This is a genomic window from Schauerella aestuarii, from assembly GCF_009866805.1.
In the GTDB taxonomy this organism is placed as follows: domain Bacteria; phylum Pseudomonadota; class Gammaproteobacteria; order Burkholderiales; family Burkholderiaceae_B; genus Schauerella; species Schauerella aestuarii.
This window is the reverse complement of the sequence record NZ_SIZW01000040.1, coordinates 185,906-204,145: the sequence shown is the minus strand read 5'-3', so window position 1 is coordinate 204,145 and position 18,240 is coordinate 185,906. Positions and strand designations below refer to the sequence as shown.

The window sequence follows — 18,240 nt, the reverse complement described above, 5'->3', positions numbered from 1 at the left end:
ATAAGGCGCGGCCGCAGCCTGGGCGGCCAGTACGGCACCCTCTTCAGGCACCGACGCCGTATCCGCATCCTGGGGCTGCACGATGCCTTCCATCGTGATGTCCACATCCAGATCCACGCGAGGATCCAGCACCACCACCGTGGCGGTGCTTTCCAGGCTGGTGGCCATGGGCACGAAGTGCACCGGTGCCTCTTCGACCTGGTGGGCATTGGTCACGCGCGCCGGGCGCACTTGCCAGACGAGCACGGCCGCGCAGGCCGAGATGAACATGAAATAACTGTGCGGGCCGAACAGCGACATCAAGCCCCCGGCAATCAACGGCCCCACGCACGCCCCCAAGCCATAGGTGATCAGCAGCACGGCCGCCAGGCCGACGCGCCGCTCGTGCTCGACGTGATCGTTGGCGAACGCCGCCCCCAGCGGATAGAGCGTGAATTGCAGGGCGCCCATCAAGCCCGACAGCACCAGCATGGCCCAGAACGGCAGGTCGAACAGGCCCCAGAGCAGTACCGACAGCAGCATCAACATGATGGCGTTGAACCGCATCAAACCCGGTCGGTTGATGCGATCGGAAAGCCATCCTACCGGCCATTGGGACACCAAGCCCGCCGCCACACCGGTCGCCACGAACAGTGCCACCTCGGTGGTGGTGAGTCCGGCTTTCGTGCCGAACACCGGAGCCAGGCCGTAGAAGGCGCCCGACAGATTACCGGCGACGAAAATCACCGTCAGGGAAAGCGGCACGCGGCCGGCGAAAAACTTGAAGTCCAGCGGCGCGGGCAGCGGTGATGGCGGGTGCGAACGGCGCGTAATCGCGATCGGCACCAGGCACATCACCATGCACACGCCCACCAGAATCAGCGGCCGCAGATCGATCGCGCCGGGAAAGACGGTTAGCGCCAATTGCCCCAGCACCACGCCCAGGTTGGACACCACCATGTAAAACGAAAACACCTGGCCGCGCTGCTCGTTGGGCGTTTGCTCATGCAGCCAGCTCTCCAGCACCATGAACTGCGTCACCATCGCCACGCCGGAGATGATTCGAAACAGCATCCATACCGGGATGGCATCGACGAGCGTCTGCGCCAGCACCATCGCGGTCGCAACCGCGGCGCAGGCCGTGAACGCGCGGATATGTCCCACGCGGATAATCAATTTGTGGCCCAAGCGCGCGCCGAACACCAGACCCAGGTAGTAGCCGGCAATCAGTGCACCCACCCATACTTCGCTCACGGATTGCGACGTAAGCCGCAAGCCCATGTAGGTATTGAACAGGCCGCTGCCCAGCATCATCAACAGCGTGGCAGCGTAAAGGGAAGAAAAAGCGTGAAGCGTGGTCAGCATAAAAGCGGCAAGAGCAGCATCCGGCGCCAATGCCGGAGCGCGCCATGCGCCCGATCGGACGCATGGCGAGGTCAATCAAATGAAAATCAAAGCTGTGACAGCATCGTGTCGGCGTCGCTGACTTCGAATTTGCCTGCGCCTTCCACGTTGAGTTGCTTGACCACACCGTCGTCAAGCAATGCGGAATAGCGCTGCGAGCGCACGCCCATGCCGCGCGCATTCAGATCGAGTTCCAGGCCCAGCGCTCGCGTCCACGCTGCGGAACCGTCGGCCAACATGCGAACGCGTCCAGCCGAGTGCTGCTCGCGGCCCCAGGCGCCCATGACGAACGCATCGTTGACCGACACGCACCAGATTTCGTCCACGCCTTTGGCGCGCAGTGCATCGGCCTGCGCCAGATAACCCGGCAGGTGCTTGGCCGAGCAGGTGGGCGTGAAGGCGCCCGGCACGGCAAACACAGCGATCTTCTTGCCTTTGACCAGATCGGCCACCTGGAAAGCATTGGGGCCCAACGAACACGAGGGCGTTTCGGTTTCAATGAATTCCGTCAACGTACCGTCCGGTACGCGATCGCCGACTTTGATGGTCATGAAGATCTCCAAGGTGAAACAACAGGCGCGCACATGCGCACAACCCCACATCATAGAGGGTTGCCATGACAACCCGGCGCAGCCGTCGGAGCGCGATACGTTCGCGTACACCCTGACACGATCGTAACGGGTCCCCGCCCGCCATGCGTCGCCCACCGGGACTAGAATCGGCGGCTACTTCCTGCAGAGCACGCCACCGTATCGCTATGACATCCGGATCCCTTTTCGCTCGCACACCATCGCTATGGCGCGCTGCCCTTGCCCTGCCCTTTGCAATCCTTGTTGGCAGTGCGCACGCCGCCGAGCCGATCGCATTCGATCAGACGATGTACGAACAATTGATCGCGACATCGGGCGCCAGCAATGGCGCAGCGGAAGTGTGCGGAGCGGCGGCGCCGGACGTGAACGCACAGCACGACAATATGCGGACGAATCTGCTGCAGTTCGGTCGCGAGTACGGGTTTTCGGGCGAGCGCTTCGATGCGCTGTATGAGGCCGGGCGCGTGCACGGCCGCGAGGCGCTGGAAGACATGCGCCGCCGCAACGTAAACGGCTGCACGGGCGTGCTGCAGAGCTTGCAGATCGACCGCACCATGCAGTACGAGGATATGAAGCGCGGGATCGCCGAAGTCACCGGAAGCCTGCCCGATCCCGCAAAATGAAACGCCGCCCGGCCGTTGGCGCGGTCGAATCAATTGACCCCCGCGCGCTGGTCGGCAGCGGTCCGTTCAAGCGATCCGCGCCCGGTTGTTGGCGCCGGTCGGATCAAGCGATCGCGGCGCGCTTGTTCAAATAATCAGGCCGCGAAGTGCTTGCGTTGCCGCTCAAGCACTCACGCCTTTCTGTGCGAACCAATCCAGCATGCGCACCCAAGCCTGCTTGGCAGCCGCCTCGCGATAGCTGGGGCGGTAATCGGCATGGAACGCGTGCGGCGCGTCCCCATACAGATCGATGCGTGACGCCTGCGCTGCCGCCGACCCGGTTTTGAGCGCATTGCGCATGTCGTCCACGTCGGCGAGCGAAATCCCGGCGTCTTTTTCGCCATAGGCACCGATCACCGGGGCGTTGAGCTTCTGAACCAGATCGATCGGGTTGTCCGGTTTGAGCGCATCGGGCGATCCCTTCAACCGGCCATACCAGGCGGCGCCGGCCTTCAGTTTCGGGTTGTGCGCCGAATACAGCCAAACGATGCGGCCGCCCCAGCAGAAGCCCGTGATCGCGAGTTTCTCGGGATCGCCCCCTTGGGTGGCCGCCCACGCCGCGGTGGCGTCGAGGTCGCTCATCGCCTGGGCGTCAGGCACCTTGCTGACGATCTCGGCCTGCAATTTGGGGATATCGGTGTATTTGGTCGCGTCGCCGTACCGGGCGAACAACTCGGGCGCAATCGCCATATACCCGGCCTTGGCCAGACGGCGGCATACGTCCTGGATGTACTCGTGCACGCCGAAAATCTCGGAAACCACCAGTACGACCGGCACATTCTGCTTGCCGGCCGGCATGGCGCGATAAGCGGGAATCTTCTCGCCCTTGACGGGGATCTCGACCGCACCGGCCGTGAGGCCATCCGCATCGGTCTTGATGGCGGTCTGCGCCTGAACCTGACCCGCTGCCAGCGCAAAGCCCGTGGCGAGGGTCGTCGTCATGAAGCCCCGGCGGTCGACCCGCAACGGCGGCAAGAGACTGTCAAACTCGGAACTTCCGTCGGGCGTGCGGGTCGTCATAGGATCTCCTGACATAATTGGCTTGCGATCAGGGCATTATCATCCGCGATCCGCCACTCGTCTATCATTAGCCGCCGTACGTCCCGCTCGCGGGCGGCGGGTTTGTTTTCTCCAACCGGCACGCATCCATCATGTCCGACTCCGTTCCCACGCTCTCCCATTTAGACGACGCCGGCCAGATCACCATGGTCGACGTCGGCGCCAAGACGCCCACGGCACGCACCGCCATTGCCTGCGCCACGGTGCGCATGAACGCACAAGCCTATGGCTTGCTCACCCAACCCGGCCAAGGCAAAGGGGAAGTGCTGAACACCGCACGCGTGGCGGCCATTCTCGCGGCCAAGCGCTGCGCCGAATTGATCCCGTTATGCCATAGCTTGCCGCTGTCGTTCGTGGGCGTGGATTTTGCGTTGGACGATGCCGCCCATCGCATCGAGATCCGCAGCACCTGCCGCACGGCAGACAAGACCGGCGTCGAGATGGAAGCGATGACGGCCTGCAGCATCGCGGCACTGACGATTTACGATATGTGCAAGGCGGCGGATAAGGGCATCGTCATCGACGGCGTGCGGTTGGTCTACAAATCAGGAGGCAAGAGTGGCGAATGGCGCAACGATTGATGTGCTGTACTTTGCACGCATCGCGGAACTGACCGGAAAACGCGCCGAGGCGTGGCCGGTACAGGCCGGCATGCGCGGCGCCGATCTGCTCGCGTCGCTCACGCAAAAATATCCTGACCTGAATCAGGCCACCCGGCTCAAGCTCGCGGTCAATCAAACGCATGCGCAGCCCGACGTGGCGCTGGCGGCCGGCGATGAAGTGGCCGTGTTCGAACCCGTCACCGGGGGCTAGGCGATGATCACCATCCAGGAGCGCGATTTCGACGCCGCAGCCAGCCAGCAGGCATTGCGCACGCGGGCGGCCGGCGACATGGGCGCGGTGGTGACGTTCGTGGGATATGTGCGCGACTACGCGCCCGGCGAGGCCACCAGCACCCTGTTTCTCGATCACTATCCCGGCATGTGCGAACGGGAGCTCGAGGCCATCGATCGCGAGGCTCGCAGCCGCTGGCCGCTGACCGACACGGAAATCATCCATCGCGTGGGCGCACTCGGCCATGGCGAGCAGATCGTATTCGTGGCAGTGGCGAGCGCCCATCGCGGCGACGCATTTCGCGGCTGCGAATTCATTATCGACGCCCTCAAGACCCGGGCGCCCTTCTGGAAGCGCGAGACGCTTGCCGATGGGAAAGACTTCTGGGTCGAACAGCGTGCGACCGACAGCCAGCGCACGGCGCAATGGGCGGCAGCGCCCTCACCATCGAAGGAGCCATCATGAACGAGCATCCCCTATCCCTTGCCTGCGCAGTCCTCACCGTGAGCAATACCCGCACGGCGGGCGACGACACGTCGGGCAATTATCTGGCGGAGAGCCTGGCGCAAGCCGGTCATGCATGCATCCGGCGCGACATCGTGCCCGAAAATATCTATCAGATTCGACGCGTGGTGAGCGACTGGATCGCCGATCCCGAGGTGCAGGTCGTCTTTACCAACGGCGGCACCGGCTTTACCCAACTCGATGCGACCCCCGAAGCCGTGTCGGTGTTGCTGGATAAGGAAGTGATCGGGTTTGGCGAGTTGTTTCGGCACCTGTCGTTTGCCGAAATCGGCGCTTCCGCCATTCAATCGCGCGCCTTGGCCGGTTACGCCAACGACACGCTGATCGTTTGCCTGCCGGGTTCGACCAGCGCCTGCCGCACGGCATGGGATGGCATCCTGCGCGAGCAAATGGATAGTGCCAACAGCTGCAATTTCGCAGCGCAGTTCAAGCGCACGGCTTTAGCGCATAAGGGTGGTTCGCAATGATTTCCTTCGACGACGCACAACAACGCCTGGCCGACGCCGGCGTGCCGATCGGCACCACCGAGCACGTGCCGTTGACGCAAGCGGCGGGACGCATCCTGGCCGAGGTCGTGGTGGCCACACTGGATTTGCCGCCCGCCGACAATAGCGCGATGGACGGCTATGCGATCCGCGCCACCGATTTTCAACCGGGCGTGGTGCTGCCGATCCAGGAACGCAGTTTCGCTGGCGACAAGCCGCAACCGCTCACACCCGGACACGCGACGCGCCTCTTTACCGGCAGCATCATCCCCATTGGCGCCGATACCGTGATCATGCAGGAAGACACGGAAGAGGCTGACGGCGAAGTCAAATTGCTGGTCGCGCCGCGCCCGGGACAGCACGTGCGCAAACGCGGTGAAGACACGACCACCGGCCGCGAACTGATCGCCGCGGGCACGCTTCTCACGGCCGCCCATCTCACCCTGCTGGCCTCGCAAGGCGTGGCCACGGTAACGGTGTTCACGCGTCTGCGCATGGGCATCCTCACCACCGGCGACGAACTGGTCGCGCCCGGCGAGCCCCGTGGCGAGGCCCAGATCTACAATTCCAACGGCGTCATGCTGGCCACGCTGGCAACCGGCCTGGGCGCCGAGGTCGTGCATGTGCTGCATGCCATCGATACCAAAGAGGACCTGCAACGCGCGCTGCGCACGCTCGTCGACGATTGCGATCTGGTCGTGAGTGTGGGCGGCGTATCGGTCGGCGAACGAGATCTGGTCAAGCCGGCGATCGAGGACCTGGGCGGCACACTCGACCTGTGGAAGGTGAAGATGAAGCCCGGCAAACCGGTGGCGTTGGCGCACATCGATGACACGCCCATCGTGTGTCTACCCGGCAACCCCGTGTCGGCTTTTGCGGTATTCACGCTGCTGGTGTCGCCACTGATCCGGCGGCGTCAGGGCCGTGCCGACATCTTCCCGGCGGTCTACGCGCAAACGCTGCGCACCGAGCAGCCGCATCAGGACGACCGCGAAGAATTTTTGCGCGTGCGCGCATCGACGGCAACCGGCGGCAATGTGGAACTCACGGCCTTCGGTCAGCAAGGATCGGGCATCATCAGCTCGCTTCCCTGGGCGAGCGGCCTGGCGCGCATTCCGGCCGGTACGGCGGTTTACGACGGCGAAAAAGTTGCGTATTACGACTTTTCACGCTGGCTGGCGTAACGCGGCATTATCGGGGCGGGACGCGCAGCGCCGCGCCCTTTGCGCCTCATCCGCCGATATAACTCATTTCGACCGGACGCTCGGCGTCACGCGGGCCTTGGCCCGTGGCGGCGCTGCGCTGCTCGGAGTAGTTATCGCCGCGCGCGGTCCAGATCTGCGCGATCCGGCGGCGCAACCGTTCATCGTCCTGATCCCCGCGCAGCACTTCGCGCAGGTCATGGCCGTGGCCGGCAAACAAGCACAGGAACAACTGTCCTTCAGGTGACAAGCGCGCGCGCGTACAGCCGCCGCAAAAGGCCTGCGTCACACTCGAAATCATGCCCACTTCGCCGGCGCCATCCAGATAGCGCCAACGTTCCGCTACGCGCCCCATGGGATCGTCGATCAGCGGCGCCAACGGATAGGCCGCGCCCAGGCGTGCCACGATCTCGGCGCTGGGCACCACATCCTGCAGGTTCCACCCGTTGGTCGACCCCACATCCATGTATTCGATGAAACGCAGCACATGGGGGGTGCCGCGAAACTGGCGCGCCATCGGCAAGATCTGATCGTCGTTGATGCCGCGACGCACGACCATGTTGACCTTGATATTGTCGAGCCCCGCATCGGCGGCGGCATCGATGCCGCGAAGAACGTCGCTGGCCGTGTAATCGGTGTCGCTCATGCGCTGGAAGGTGGCGTCGTCCAGCGCATCCATACTCACCGTCAGGCGATTCAGTCCGGCATCCTTGAGCGCGCGCCCCTTGCGCGTGAGCAGGCTGCCGTTGGTGGTCAACGTGAGATCCAGGGGTTGGCCGCTGGGTGTGCGGATCTCGGCCAGCATGGCGATCAGCACTTCCAGGTTTTTGCGCATCAGCGGCTCGCCGCCCGTGAGTCGAATTTTCTCCACGCCCAGTTCGGCGAACACGCGCGCGGCGCGCGCCATTTCCTCAAACGACAGCAAGGCCGAATGCGGCATGAAGGTGTAGTGACTGTCGAACACGTCCCGCGGCATGCAATACGTGCAGCGGAAGTTGCACCGGTCGGTGACCGAGATGCGCAGATCGCGCAGCGGCCGCGCGCGCAAGTCGCGCACGGGCTCACCGGCAGCGGGCAAGTCGCCCGTCCATATCTCGGGCAGCGATGCCCGGCGTTGCTCGGTGAGAAAAATAACCTTGCTCATATATCCATCATAGCGTCAGCCCTGGGAACGCCTCGGCCACCGTCACCAGTTGCCCGGTTTCCTGCGCGTCGTAACCGACGAGCTGCCCCACATAAGCCACATATTGAGGACTGCGCATAATACGCAGAAGTTCCGCCATGCCGGGTGTATCAAGTCCCGCGCGGCGGATGGCGAAGAAATACCGCTCGCGCACGAGCGGGATGAAGTCCAGTCCAAACCGCCATGCAGCAGTTTCCACGCCCACGCCGGTATCGGCCATGCCGCTGGCGATGTGCGCCGCGATCGCCATGTGTGTGAACTCGTTGCTTTCGTAGCCGCTGACCTCACCGATCGCGATGCCGGCCTTCTCCAGCATCAGGCTCACCAGATAACGCGTGCTCGATCCGATCTGCCGATTGACGAAGCGCACATCGGCGCGCGCGAGATCGCGCAGATCGTCGATGCCCTTGGGATTGCCTGCTTGCACGAATAGACCCGTATTGCGCACCGCCAGATGGATGAGCAGATAGTCGTCCGGATCCAGCCACTGTGCATAGCGTGCCAGGATGGGCTGCTCGAATTCGCCCAGCGGCACCTGAAAACCCGCCAAGTCGCACTCTCGCCGTTCAAGGGATGCCAACGCCTCGATGGCGGTGCGATAGCGCAACTCCAGACCGGGTTTCTGGTCGCTCATGTGCTGCATCAGCGCTTCGACGGCAAAGCCATGGCTGGCATGCAGCCGCAGATGCGGGCCGTCCTCCGGCAACAGGCGCGCCAGCTCTTCCTGGAGTTCGGACGCCATGCTGTCCAGCGTGGGCATCAGGCGGGCTTCGATCCGGCGGTTGGCCCACAACAGGCGCTGCGCAAACGGCGACAGCGTGGTGCCCTGACGGCGGCGCGTGACCAGCAACGGCGTACCGAACAGACCTTCGAATTTCCGCAGGATGCCCCAGGCATGGCGATACGACAAATTGCAGGCGCGACAGGCACCTGCAATGTTGCCCACGGCATCGATTGCGGCCAGCAGCGCCAGCATGTCGGCGAGCGGCACGCCCGCATCGCCATGGCTGCTGGCCAGGGACCAAGCAGGACGCAACCCGATGCGCAGGCTCTTATATGTCATAAATCTCTTATTGAAGCCGTGGATTCACAGGAATAGAGTAAGGCCCATAACGAATTAAGTGCTTCCATATCGGTTTTATATGCTTAGTTTTGCATATAAACAAGACCGGATGGCCAAGACGACAAGCCGGCACAAGCCGGCAGAGACATAAGGAGATACGCGATGGAGACGCGCGTAGTGCCGCTTGCGGCCCCGTCCTGTAGCCCGGCAATTGCAGTGGCTCGCGAAGCCATCGCCCAGCACCGCGACACCCCGGGCCCGCTATTGCCCATCCTGCATGCCATCCAGCACCGCTTGCGATGCATTCCGCCCGAAACTGTGGGGACGCTGGCCGAGGCGCTCAATCTGTCGCGCGCCGAAGTGCATGGCGTGATTACGTTCTATCCGCACTTTCGCACGGCCCCGCCCGGCGATCATGTGATCGAGGTGTGCCGCGCCGAGTCGTGCCAATCGCGCGGCGGCGAAGCCATTGCGGCGCATGCCGAAGCCCGCCTTGGGTGCGCCTTCAACACCACCACCGACGATGGCCGCTACACGCTCGAATCCGTGTATTGCCTGGGCCTGTGTGCGCAATCGCCGTCGATGATGATCGATGGTCAGCCCTACGCGCGCATCACGCCGGCGCGTTTCGATCGCCTGGTGGCAAATGCAGTGGCGGCGGCAGCAGCGGCAAACGCCTCGCCTCCAGCAGCCGCCATGGGCGGACAGCGCGACACGCCGTCGACCGCTACGGCGGGCAACGACCAACCGCCCTTTGCTGCACCGACGGTCCATCCCACCGCTGCGTCAGGCAACTCGGAGGCTTCAGCATGAGCGCGCCCTTCATTCTCTACGTGCCGCGAGACGCCGCTGCATTGGCGGTGGACGCCGATGCCGTCGTCCAAGCGATCGCCCATGAGGCCACAGCCCGGGGCCAAAACGTTCGCATCATTCGCAACGGCTCGCGCGGCCTGCTGTGGCTCGAACCCATGGTCGAGATCGCCACCCCGCAAGGCCGCATCGCCTACGGCCCCGTGGCCCCGGAAGACGTGCCCGGCCTGTTCGATGCCGGCTGGCTCAACGGCGGCGCCCATCCGCTGGCGCACGGGTTGACCGAAGCCATACCGTATCTGGCGCAGCAGGAACGCCTCACCTTCGCTCGTGTGGGCATCGTCGATCCGCGTTCGGTTGAAGACTACGTGGCCCACGACGGCTACGCCGGGTTGCGCGCCGCGCTGGCGATGTCGCCCGACGATGTCGTAGCCGCTATCACGACCTCCGGCCTGCGTGGCCGGGGTGGCGCCGCGTTCCCTGCGGGAATCAAATGGAAAACGGTCGCGTCGGCTGCCGGCGCACGCAAATATATCGTCTGCAATGCCGACGAAGGCGACTCGGGCACGTTCGCCGATCGGTTGTTGATGGAAGGCGATCCGTTCACGCTGATCGAGGGAATGACCATCGCCGGCATTGCCACGGGCGCCACGCAGGGCTTTGTTTATATCCGCTCGGAGTACCCGCACGCGATCGCCGCCATGCAGGCCGCCATCGATGCCGCGCGCGCCACCGGCTGGCTTGGCGTCGATATCGCAGCCAGCGGCCGTCGCTTCGACATGGATGTGCGCGTGGGTGCGGGTGCCTATATCTGCGGCGAAGAAACGTCACTGCTCGAAAGCCTTGAAGGCAAACGGGGCGTCGTGCGCGCCAAGCCGCCGTTACCGGCCATCGCGGGCCTATTCGGTTGCCCCACCGTGATCAATAACGTCATCACCCTGGCCAGCGTGCCCACTATTCTTGCGCACGGTGCCGAGCGTTATCGCGACTTCGGCGTCGGCCGCTCGCAGGGCACGCTGCCGTTTCAGCTGGCCGGCAATCTGCGGCAAGGCGGCCTCGTCGAGAAGGCCTTCGGCGTCACGCTGCGCACGCTGATCGACACCTTCGGTGGCGGCAGTGCCTCGGGGCGTCCGCTGCGCGCGGTGCAAGTGGGTGGGCCGCTCGGCGCGTACCTGCCGGCGGCGCAATGGGATGCGCCGATGGACTACGAGTCGTACGTGAAGATCGGCGCCATGATCGGCCATGGCGGCATCGTGGCCTTCGACGACACGGTGGATATGGCGCGCATGGCGCGCTATGCGATGGCGTTCTGCGCGATCGAATCGTGCGGCAAATGCACGCCCTGTCGTATCGGTGCGACCCGCGGGGTCGAGACCATCGAGAAGATCGCTGCCGGCGGGCCGCAACGCGAGCAACAGATCCATCTGCTGCGCGACCTGTGCGACACGATGATGGGTGGCTCGCTGTGCGCGATGGGCGGGATGACGCCCTATCCGGTCTTGTCGGCCCTCGATCATTTCCCTGAAGACTTCGGCGGCGGCGCGTCCCACGCATCGTCACCCCAGACCGCGACGCACGCGGCATAACGCTTACGGAGAGCACCATGCTTGAAACCGTTGTGAAGCGCGAGCGCGATTACGGCACCCCCGCGCGCCTGTCGGAAGCCACCGTGACGCTCACCATCGATGGGTACGCGGTCACCGTGCCCGAGGGCACATCGGTGATGCGGGCGGCCGCCGAGTGGGGCATCAATATCCCGAAGCTCTGTGCGAGCGATAGTCTCGAGCCGTTCGGCTCCTGCCGATTGTGCCTGGTCGAGATCGAGGGCAAACGCGGCTACCCGGCTTCATGCACCACGCCCGTCGAAGCCGGCATGGTGGTGCGCACCGAAACGCCCAAACTGCACGATCTGCGGCGCGGCGTAATGGAGTTGTACATCTCCGATCATCCGCTGGATTGCCTTACCTGTCCGGCGAACGGCGATTGCGAATTGCAGGATATGGCGGGCGTGGTGGGCCTGCGCAATGTGCGTTATGGCTACGACGGCAAGAATCATCTGCACGCTGCCACCGACGATTCCAATCCCTACTTTTCCTTCGACGCGTCCAAGTGCATCGTCTGCAATCGCTGTGTGCGCGCGTGCGAAGAAACGCAGGGCACGTTTGCGTTGACGATCTCGGGCCGGGGTTTCGACGCCCGGGTGTCGCCGGGCCAGAACGAATCGTTCATGGACAGCGAATGCGTGTCGTGCGGCGCCTGTGTGCAGGCGTGCCCCACGTCCACCTTGCAGGAAAAGACCGTCATCATGATGGGCCAGGCCGAACATTCGGTGATCACCACCTGTGCATACTGCGGCGTGGGCTGCGGCTTCAAGGCCGAGATGAAGGGCCAGGAAGTGGTGCGGATGGTGCCGTGGAAAGACGGCCAGGCCAATCGCGGTCATTCCTGCGTGAAAGGCCGCTTTGCCTGGGGCTACACCACCCACAAGGAGCGGGTGCTCAATCCGATGATCCGCAAGCGAATCTCCGATCCGTGGCAGGAGGTGTCGTGGGACGAAGCGCTCACGTATGCGGCATCCGAATTTCGCCGCATCCAGGGCAAACACGGCCGTGACGCCATCGGCGGCATCACATCGTCGCGCTGCACGAACGAGGAAACGTGGCTGGTGCAAAAGCTCGTGCGCGCCGCCTTCGGCACCAATAATGTCGACACCTGCGCCCGCGTATGCCATTCGCCCACCGGCTACGGGTTGAAGCAAACGCTGGGCGAATCGGCCGGCACGCAAACGTTCGATTCGGTGATGCATAGCGATGTGGTCATCGTGATGGGCGCCAATCCCAGCAGCGGTCACCCGGTGTTCGCGTCGCGCCTGAAGAAGCGCCTGCGTCAAGGCGCACGCCTGATCGTGATCGATCCGCGCCGCATCGAACTCGTCAACTCGCCGCACATCAAGGCCGACTATCACTTGCAGGTTCGCCCCGGCACCAACGTGGCCCTGCTGGCGGCGCTCGCCCATGTGATCGCGACCGAAGGCTTGATCGACGAGACCTACGTGGCGGAACGTTGCGATACCAAAGCCTTCAACGAATGGCGAGAATTCGTATCGCGCCCCGAGCAATCGCCCGAGGCCACGGCCGAGATTACCGGCGTACCGGCCGACCAGGTGCGTGGCGCCGCGCGGCTTTACGCCACGCACGGCAATGGCGCCATCTATTACGGCTTGGGCGTAACCGAGCACAGTCAGGGCTCGACCACCGTGATGGGCATCGCCAATCTTGCGATGGCCACCGGCAATGTCGGCCGCGAGGGTGTGGGCGTGAATCCCCTGCGCGGTCAGAACAACGTGCAGGGCTCATGCGACATGGGTTCGTTCCCGCACGAACTGCCGGGCTATCGCCATATTTCGGACAACGTGGTGCGCGCCCAGTTCGAATCGGCCTGGGGCGTGACGATCCAGCCCGAGCCGGGTTTGCGCATTCCAAACATGTTCGAAGCCGCCCTGGGCGGCACGTTCAAGGGCTTGTATTGCCAGGGCGAAGACATCGTTCAGTCCGATCCCAATACCCAGCATGTGGCCGCTGCGCTGGCGGCGATGGAATGCATCGTGGTGCAGGATCTCTTCCTGAACGAAACGGCCAAGTACGCCCACGTGTTCCTGCCGGGCTCGTCGTTCCTCGAAAAGGACGGCACATTCACGAACGCCGAGCGCCGGATCTCGCGCGTGCGCAAGGTGATGGAGCCCAAGAACGGCATGGCCGATTGGGAAGTGACGGCCGCCCTGTCGAATGCGCTGGGCTACGCCATGCCCTACACGCATCCGCGTGAAATCATGGAAGAGATCGCGCGGCTCACGCCCACGTTCGCAGGCGTCTCGTACGAAAAGCTCGACCGCCTGGGCAGCCTGCAATGGCCCTGCAACGACGATGCGCCGGAAGGCACGCCCATCATGCACATCGACTCTTTCGTGCGCGGCAAGGGCAAGTTCATGATCACGAAGTACGTGCCCAGCGATGAGCGCAGCACGCGCAAGTATCCGCTGCTGCTCACCACCGGCCGCATCCTGTCGCAATACAACGTGGGCGCGCAAACCCGGCGCACCCCCAACGTGATGTGGCACAGCGAAGATGTGCTGGAACTGCATCCGCAGGATGCGGAAGACCGCGGCATCGTACAAGGCGACTGGGTGGGCGTGCAAAGCCGCGCCGGCGAAACCGTATTGCGTGCGCTCGTGACCGACCGCGTGCAGCCGGGCGTGGTCTACACCACCTTCCACTTTCCCGAATCGGGCGCCAACGTGGTCACCACCGACAATTCGGACTGGGCCACCAACTGCCCGGAATACAAGGTGACGGCCGTGCAGTTGATGCGAGTGACGCAACCTTCCGATTGGCAACGGCAATGGTCGCGCTTTGCCACGATCCAGGATCAGCTGCTGCGCGAACGTGCCCGCGAAACTGACGTCGCGCCTGCGGTGGCCACCGTCACGGGAAAGTAAACTGCGGCATGGACACCACCGATCTCGATCTCGACCGCTTGCCCGCCGACCGCGTTGCCGCCGATGTGATGCGGATACGCGGCGGGCAGCGCGCGCCGGCCAGCGAGCAGGATGTGCTGGCCGAAGAGACGCCTGTCGCGCTGGCCTACAACGGCATCAGCCACGCGACGATGCTTGCATCGCCCACCGATCTGGAAGATTTCGCGGTGGGTTTCTCGCTCACTGAAGGGATCGTGGAGGCCGCGCGCGATGTGCGCGATATCGTCCTCAATGTGAGCGACGACGGCGTGGTGATCGACATCGAGATCGCCAGTGCCTGCATGGCCCGGCTGAAGACGCGGCGGCGCGCATTGTCGGGCCGCACGGGGTGCGGGCTGTGCGGTGTGGAAACGCTGCCTGAGGTGCTGCGCCCGGTCGCACCCGTCACCGCCGAGACCGTCATGCGGCTGGCCGATCTGCTGGCGGGCATGCACGCCATGCGCCGCGCGCAGGCCTTGCACGGCGCCACCGGTGCCACTCATGCGGCGGCATGGATGACGGCGCAAGGCGCGCTCCATGCCGTGCGCGAAGACGTCGGCCGGCACAACGCGCTCGATAAACTGATCGGCGCGCTGGCCCGCGAAGGCACGGCCGCCGGCGCCGGTGCCTTCTTGGTATCCAGCCGCGCGAGCTTCGAGATGGTGCAGAAAACCGCTTCGGCCGGTTGCCCGATTCTGGCGGCGGTCTCGGCACCGACGGGGCTGGCCGTTCGCCTGGCGCAGACCAGCGGCGTCACGCTGGCCGGCTTCGTGCGCGGCGACGACGCCACGCTTTACACCCACCCGCAACGCCTTCCCGACTGAGCGCCCACGCACCATGAACAACGCCAATCTGATTCGCATGGCCAATCGCATCGGCGATTTCTTCGATGCGCTCCCCGATCGCGAGGAAGCCCTCGAAGGCGTGGCCAACCACATCCACAAGTTCTGGGAGCCGCGCATGCGGCGCGAACTGTTGAGCTACCTATCGGCACACCCCGATGGCGTGAGCGACGAGATCACCCTCGCCCCGATCGTGCTCGAGGCGGTCACCCAACATCGCGCGCGGCTGACCCCAGCCGCCGCGACGGCGTAGTACGCAGTAGAAAAAAATCCCGCCAACGAGGAGACTTCATGAATACGGCCACATCGACGCTTGACTATCCGGGCGCGCGACCCGGACTTCTGAGCAAGGAACGCACGATTGCAGGACCGGGCTTTAACCGTTGGCTGGTGCCGCCGGCGGCGCTGGCGATTCACCTTTGCATCGGGATGGCCTACGGGTTCTCGGTGTTCTGGTTGCCATTGTCCAAGGCGGCAGGCGCGGGCGCGATGACGTGTCCCAACACGATGAGCGTGTTTACCGAACTGTTTGCGACCGACTGCAATTGGCGCATCTCGACGATGGGCTGGATGTACACCCTCTTCTTTGTGCTGCTTGGATGCTCGGCCGCGCTGTGGGGCGGCTGGCTCGAACGCGCCGGCCCGCGCAAGGCCGGCGTGGTCTCGGCCGTGTGCTGGTGCGGCGGGCTGGTGATTTCGGCGCTGGGCATTTACCTGCATCAGATGTGGATGCTGTGGCTGGGGTCCGGGGTGATCGGCGGCATCGGGCTCGGGCTGGGCTACATCTCGCCGGTGAGTACGCTGATCAAGTGGTTTCCGGATCGCCGCGGCATGGCCACCGGCATGGCCATCATGGGCTTCGGCGGCGGTGCGATGATCGGCGCGCCTTTGGCCGACATGTTGATGCGCCATTACGCCACGCCGGGTACCACCGGCGTGTGGCAAACGTTTCTCACCATGGCCATCATCTACTTCGCCTTCATGATGTCGGGCGCGATGGGCTACCGCGTACCGGTCACCGGTTGGAAGCCGGCGGGCTGGACGCCCCCGCCCAGTCAGGCGCAAAACGCCATGATCACCAAAGGCCACGTGCATGTGAAGCGCGTGTGGGGCATTCCGCAGTTCTGGCTGGTGTGGCTGGTGCTGTGCTTGAACGTGACCGCAGGCATCGGCATCCTGGGCATGGCATCGCCGCTGCTGCAGGAGGTATTCGGCGGCCGGCTGATCGGTGAACCGGGCGTGGCATTCACGGCATTGAATCCGCAGCAACTGGGCGCCATCGCCGCCATCGCTGCCGGCTTTACCGGGCTGATCAGCTTGTTCAACATCGGCGGCCGCTTCTTCTGGGCCAGCATGTCCGACAAGCTTGGACGCAAGCTCACCTACCTGATCTTCTTCGTGCTGGGCTTCATTCTCTACGCGGCCATTCCCTGGACGGCGCACACTGGTCAGCTCGCGCTCTTCGTGGCCGCGTTCTGCGTGATTCTGTCGATGTACGGCGGCGGCTTCGCCACGGTGCCGGCCTATCTTGCCGACCTGTTCGGCACACAGATGGTGGGCGCCATTCACGGCCGCCTGCTGACCGCGTGGTCGGCAGCCGGCATCTTCGGCCCGGTGCTCGTCAATTACATCCGCGAGTATCAACTCAACCATGGCGTGCCGCGCGCGCAGGTGTACGACATCACCATGTACATTCTCGCGGGCATGCTGGTCGTGGGCTTTTTGTGCAACCTTGCGATCCGTCCGGTCAACCCTAAATACTTCATGACCGACGAGGAACTGGCGCGCGAAAAAGCGCTGGCGCACGAGCGCGCCTCGGCCGCCGAAGTACGCGATACGCGATCGGGCATCAGTGTGACGGGTGCCGGTGCCGGCACGGCGGCGATCTCGCAAACCCCGCAAGCACTGGTCATTGCAGCATGGGCCTGCGTGGTGATTCCGCTGGCCTGGGGCGTGTGGATCACGCTGCAAAAGGCAGTGGTGTTGTTTCAGTAAAAAATATCCCCACGCGTCGCACGGGACGGGTGGGGATGGCGGCGGGTCTGTACGCCGCTCGCTCGGCGATGCGCAGGGTGCGCAGGCCGGGCGATTACTTCTTGTCTTCCTTCACGCGATACACCAGCACGCCCATCGTGGCCAGCGACAGCACTTTGGCCGTCACGCTGCCCAACAGCAAGCGCGATAAGCCGCTGCGGCCATGACTGCCGATGAAAATCAGATCGCAGCCGGCTTCCTGCGCGGCCTGCACCACGCCGTCGGCCACGTTGAAGTTGGACACGGCACGGTATTCGGCCTTCACGCCCGCGATCTGGGCACGGTCGACGATATCCTTCAGATACTTGTCGGCCTGGTCGCTGGCCGCCTTCTCGTAGTCTTCGTCTGTAATGGCGTAAGCCGCTGCCATCCCATCGAAGCCGATCGTGGCGGCAAACGGTTGCGTGACGTTCAGGGCGACTACTTCGGCGCCGATCGAACGGGCAAAGGTGACGCCGGCATTGGCCGCCTGCGCCGACAACGGCGAACCGTCGGTAGGGATCAGGATTTTCTTGAACATGTCGCCAACTCCTGTTTAATAGGTTCCAAATCCTACATGAAATCGGTCAAGTCGCACACATCCGCGCAATGCACAATGTGAGGGCGACTTGACCCAGGTCATGCCGGTGCAGAAATCATGCTGCGGGATGCGATGGCATCCGTCTTACATGAACTGCTTGGCGGCGGCGAACAGGTTGGTGCAGCGGGTGCCCGTACGGCAATACGCCAGATGCGGACCCGGCAGGGTCTTCAGGATTTCGGCGAAGCGAATGGCGTCGCCGATCGTGAGCGCGTTGCCCGGTACCGGTTGGTACTCGACTTCCAGGCCCGCTTCGCGCGCGGCTTTCGACACGGCTTCAGCGGTAGGTTGATCGGGGCCGCCTTCAAAATCCGGACGGTTGATGATGACGCTGCGATAGCCTTCCGCGGCGACTTCGGCCATATCTTCCGGCCCGAGTTGCGGCGCGACCGCGAAATGCTGGGTAATCGGTTTGATGAGATCGGTCATGGTGAACTCCTCGGGATCAATGTGCTTTCAGGTGGTCGGCCAGTAT

General features: G+C 64.0%; 17 protein-coding genes and 2 pseudogenes. 12 read left to right on the top strand and 7 right to left on the bottom strand.

Translation table 11 applies throughout. The features are described from left to right. Positions 1-6: 6 nt before the first annotated feature. A pseudogene (locus EYW45_RS07730) lies at positions 7-1,344 on the bottom strand (MFS transporter); the annotation flags it as partial. A gap of 86 nt (positions 1,345-1,430) precedes the next feature. Continuing rightward, on the bottom strand, positions 1,431-1,934 hold the full coding sequence (locus EYW45_RS07725; protein WP_161134811.1) for a peroxiredoxin: 504 nt from the start codon (positions 1,932-1,934) through the stop codon (positions 1,431-1,433). A 326-nt stretch (positions 1,935-2,260) separates the two neighbouring features. On the opposite strand from EYW45_RS07725, the gene EYW45_RS07720 reads away from it, so the two are divergent. Further along, entirely contained in the window at positions 2,261-2,596 is a 336-nt protein-coding gene (locus EYW45_RS07720) for a hypothetical protein (RefSeq protein ID WP_161134810.1), read from the top strand. Positions 2,597-2,758: 162 nt separating this feature from the next. On the opposite strand, the gene EYW45_RS07715 is transcribed toward EYW45_RS07720, so the two are convergent. After that, positions 2,759-3,655: a dienelactone hydrolase family protein gene (locus EYW45_RS07715; RefSeq protein WP_161134809.1), complete on the bottom strand. Its 897-nt coding sequence runs from the start codon at positions 3,653-3,655 to the stop codon at positions 2,759-2,761. A gap of 131 nt (positions 3,656-3,786) precedes the next feature. Here EYW45_RS07715 and moaC point away from each other — a divergent pair, with 131 nt between their 5' ends. Genes moaC through EYW45_RS07690 form a run of 5 tightly spaced genes read left to right on the top strand, consistent with a single transcriptional unit; the run spans position 3,787 to position 6,722 of the window. Next, positions 3,787-4,275 (top strand): cyclic pyranopterin monophosphate synthase MoaC, encoded by a 489-nt coding sequence (moaC, locus tag EYW45_RS07710; RefSeq protein WP_161134808.1) that lies wholly within the window; start codon positions 3,787-3,789, stop codon positions 4,273-4,275. Then, a complete protein-coding gene (locus EYW45_RS07705) occupies positions 4,253-4,507 on the top strand; it encodes a MoaD/ThiS family protein (protein ID WP_328703604.1) in 255 nt (84 codons plus the stop codon). The genes moaC and EYW45_RS07705 overlap by 23 nt, the downstream gene beginning before the upstream one ends. Positions 4,508-4,510: 3 nt before the next feature. Next, positions 4,511-4,993, top strand: coding sequence for a molybdenum cofactor biosynthesis protein MoaE (locus tag EYW45_RS07700; protein ID WP_161134807.1), 483 nt, complete (start codon positions 4,511-4,513; stop codon positions 4,991-4,993). Continuing rightward, on the top strand, positions 4,990-5,520 hold the full coding sequence (moaB, locus tag EYW45_RS07695; RefSeq protein WP_202444638.1) for a molybdenum cofactor biosynthesis protein B: 531 nt from the start codon (positions 4,990-4,992) through the stop codon (positions 5,518-5,520). The genes EYW45_RS07700 and moaB overlap by 4 nt, the downstream gene beginning before the upstream one ends. After that, positions 5,517-6,722: a molybdopterin molybdotransferase MoeA gene (locus tag EYW45_RS07690; RefSeq protein ID WP_161134806.1), complete on the top strand. Its 1,206-nt coding sequence runs from the start codon at positions 5,517-5,519 to the stop codon at positions 6,720-6,722. The genes moaB and EYW45_RS07690 overlap by 4 nt, the downstream gene beginning before the upstream one ends. 46 nt (positions 6,723-6,768) lie before the next feature. Here the strand turns inward: EYW45_RS07690 and moaA are convergent, their stop codons facing one another. After that, on the bottom strand, positions 6,769-7,884 hold the full coding sequence (moaA, locus tag EYW45_RS07685; RefSeq protein ID WP_161134805.1) for a GTP 3',8-cyclase MoaA: 1,116 nt from the start codon (positions 7,882-7,884) through the stop codon (positions 6,769-6,771). Positions 7,885-7,891: 7 nt separating this feature from the next. Further along, a complete protein-coding gene (locus EYW45_RS07680) occupies positions 7,892-8,986 on the bottom strand; it encodes a substrate-binding domain-containing protein (protein WP_161134804.1) in 1,095 nt (364 codons plus the stop codon). A 162-nt stretch (positions 8,987-9,148) separates the two neighbouring features. Here EYW45_RS07680 and EYW45_RS07675 point away from each other — a divergent pair. The 6 genes and pseudogenes from EYW45_RS07675 to EYW45_RS07650 form a co-directional block, all read left to right on the top strand. Beyond that, positions 9,149-9,646: pseudogene (locus tag EYW45_RS07675) on the top strand (formate dehydrogenase subunit gamma); the annotation flags it as partial. 149 nt (positions 9,647-9,795) lie between these two features. Then, positions 9,796-11,382 carry a formate dehydrogenase beta subunit gene (locus EYW45_RS07670; RefSeq protein ID WP_161134802.1) on the top strand — a complete coding sequence of 529 codons (1,587 nt, stop codon included), beginning with the start codon at positions 9,796-9,798 and terminating at the stop codon, positions 11,380-11,382. Positions 11,383-11,399: 17 nt separating this feature from the next. After that, a complete protein-coding gene (gene fdhF / locus EYW45_RS07665) occupies positions 11,400-14,291 on the top strand; it encodes a formate dehydrogenase subunit alpha (RefSeq protein ID WP_161134801.1) in 2,892 nt (963 codons plus the stop codon). Between the two features lie 8 nt (positions 14,292-14,299). Next, positions 14,300-15,133, top strand: a complete 834-nt coding sequence (fdhD, locus tag EYW45_RS07660; protein WP_161134800.1) for a formate dehydrogenase accessory sulfurtransferase FdhD — start codon at positions 14,300-14,302, stop codon at positions 15,131-15,133. Between the two features lie 13 nt (positions 15,134-15,146). Then, complete coding sequence (locus EYW45_RS07655; protein WP_161134799.1) at positions 15,147-15,404, top strand: formate dehydrogenase subunit delta; 258 nt, start codon at positions 15,147-15,149, stop codon at positions 15,402-15,404. A 38-nt stretch (positions 15,405-15,442) separates the two neighbouring features. After that, a complete protein-coding gene (locus EYW45_RS07650) occupies positions 15,443-17,146 on the top strand; it encodes an OFA family MFS transporter (protein WP_161134798.1) in 1,704 nt (567 codons plus the stop codon). Between the two features lie 94 nt (positions 17,147-17,240). On the opposite strand, the gene EYW45_RS07645 is transcribed toward EYW45_RS07650, so the two are convergent. Beyond that, positions 17,241-17,705 carry a universal stress protein gene (locus EYW45_RS07645; RefSeq protein WP_161134797.1) on the bottom strand — a complete coding sequence of 155 codons (465 nt, stop codon included), beginning with the start codon at positions 17,703-17,705 and terminating at the stop codon, positions 17,241-17,243. Positions 17,706-17,849: 144 nt separating this feature from the next. Beyond that, a complete protein-coding gene (locus EYW45_RS07640; protein ID WP_161134796.1) occupies positions 17,850-18,194 on the bottom strand; it encodes a TIGR01244 family sulfur transferase in 345 nt (114 codons plus the stop codon). Positions 18,195-18,240: the final 46 nt, after the last annotated feature.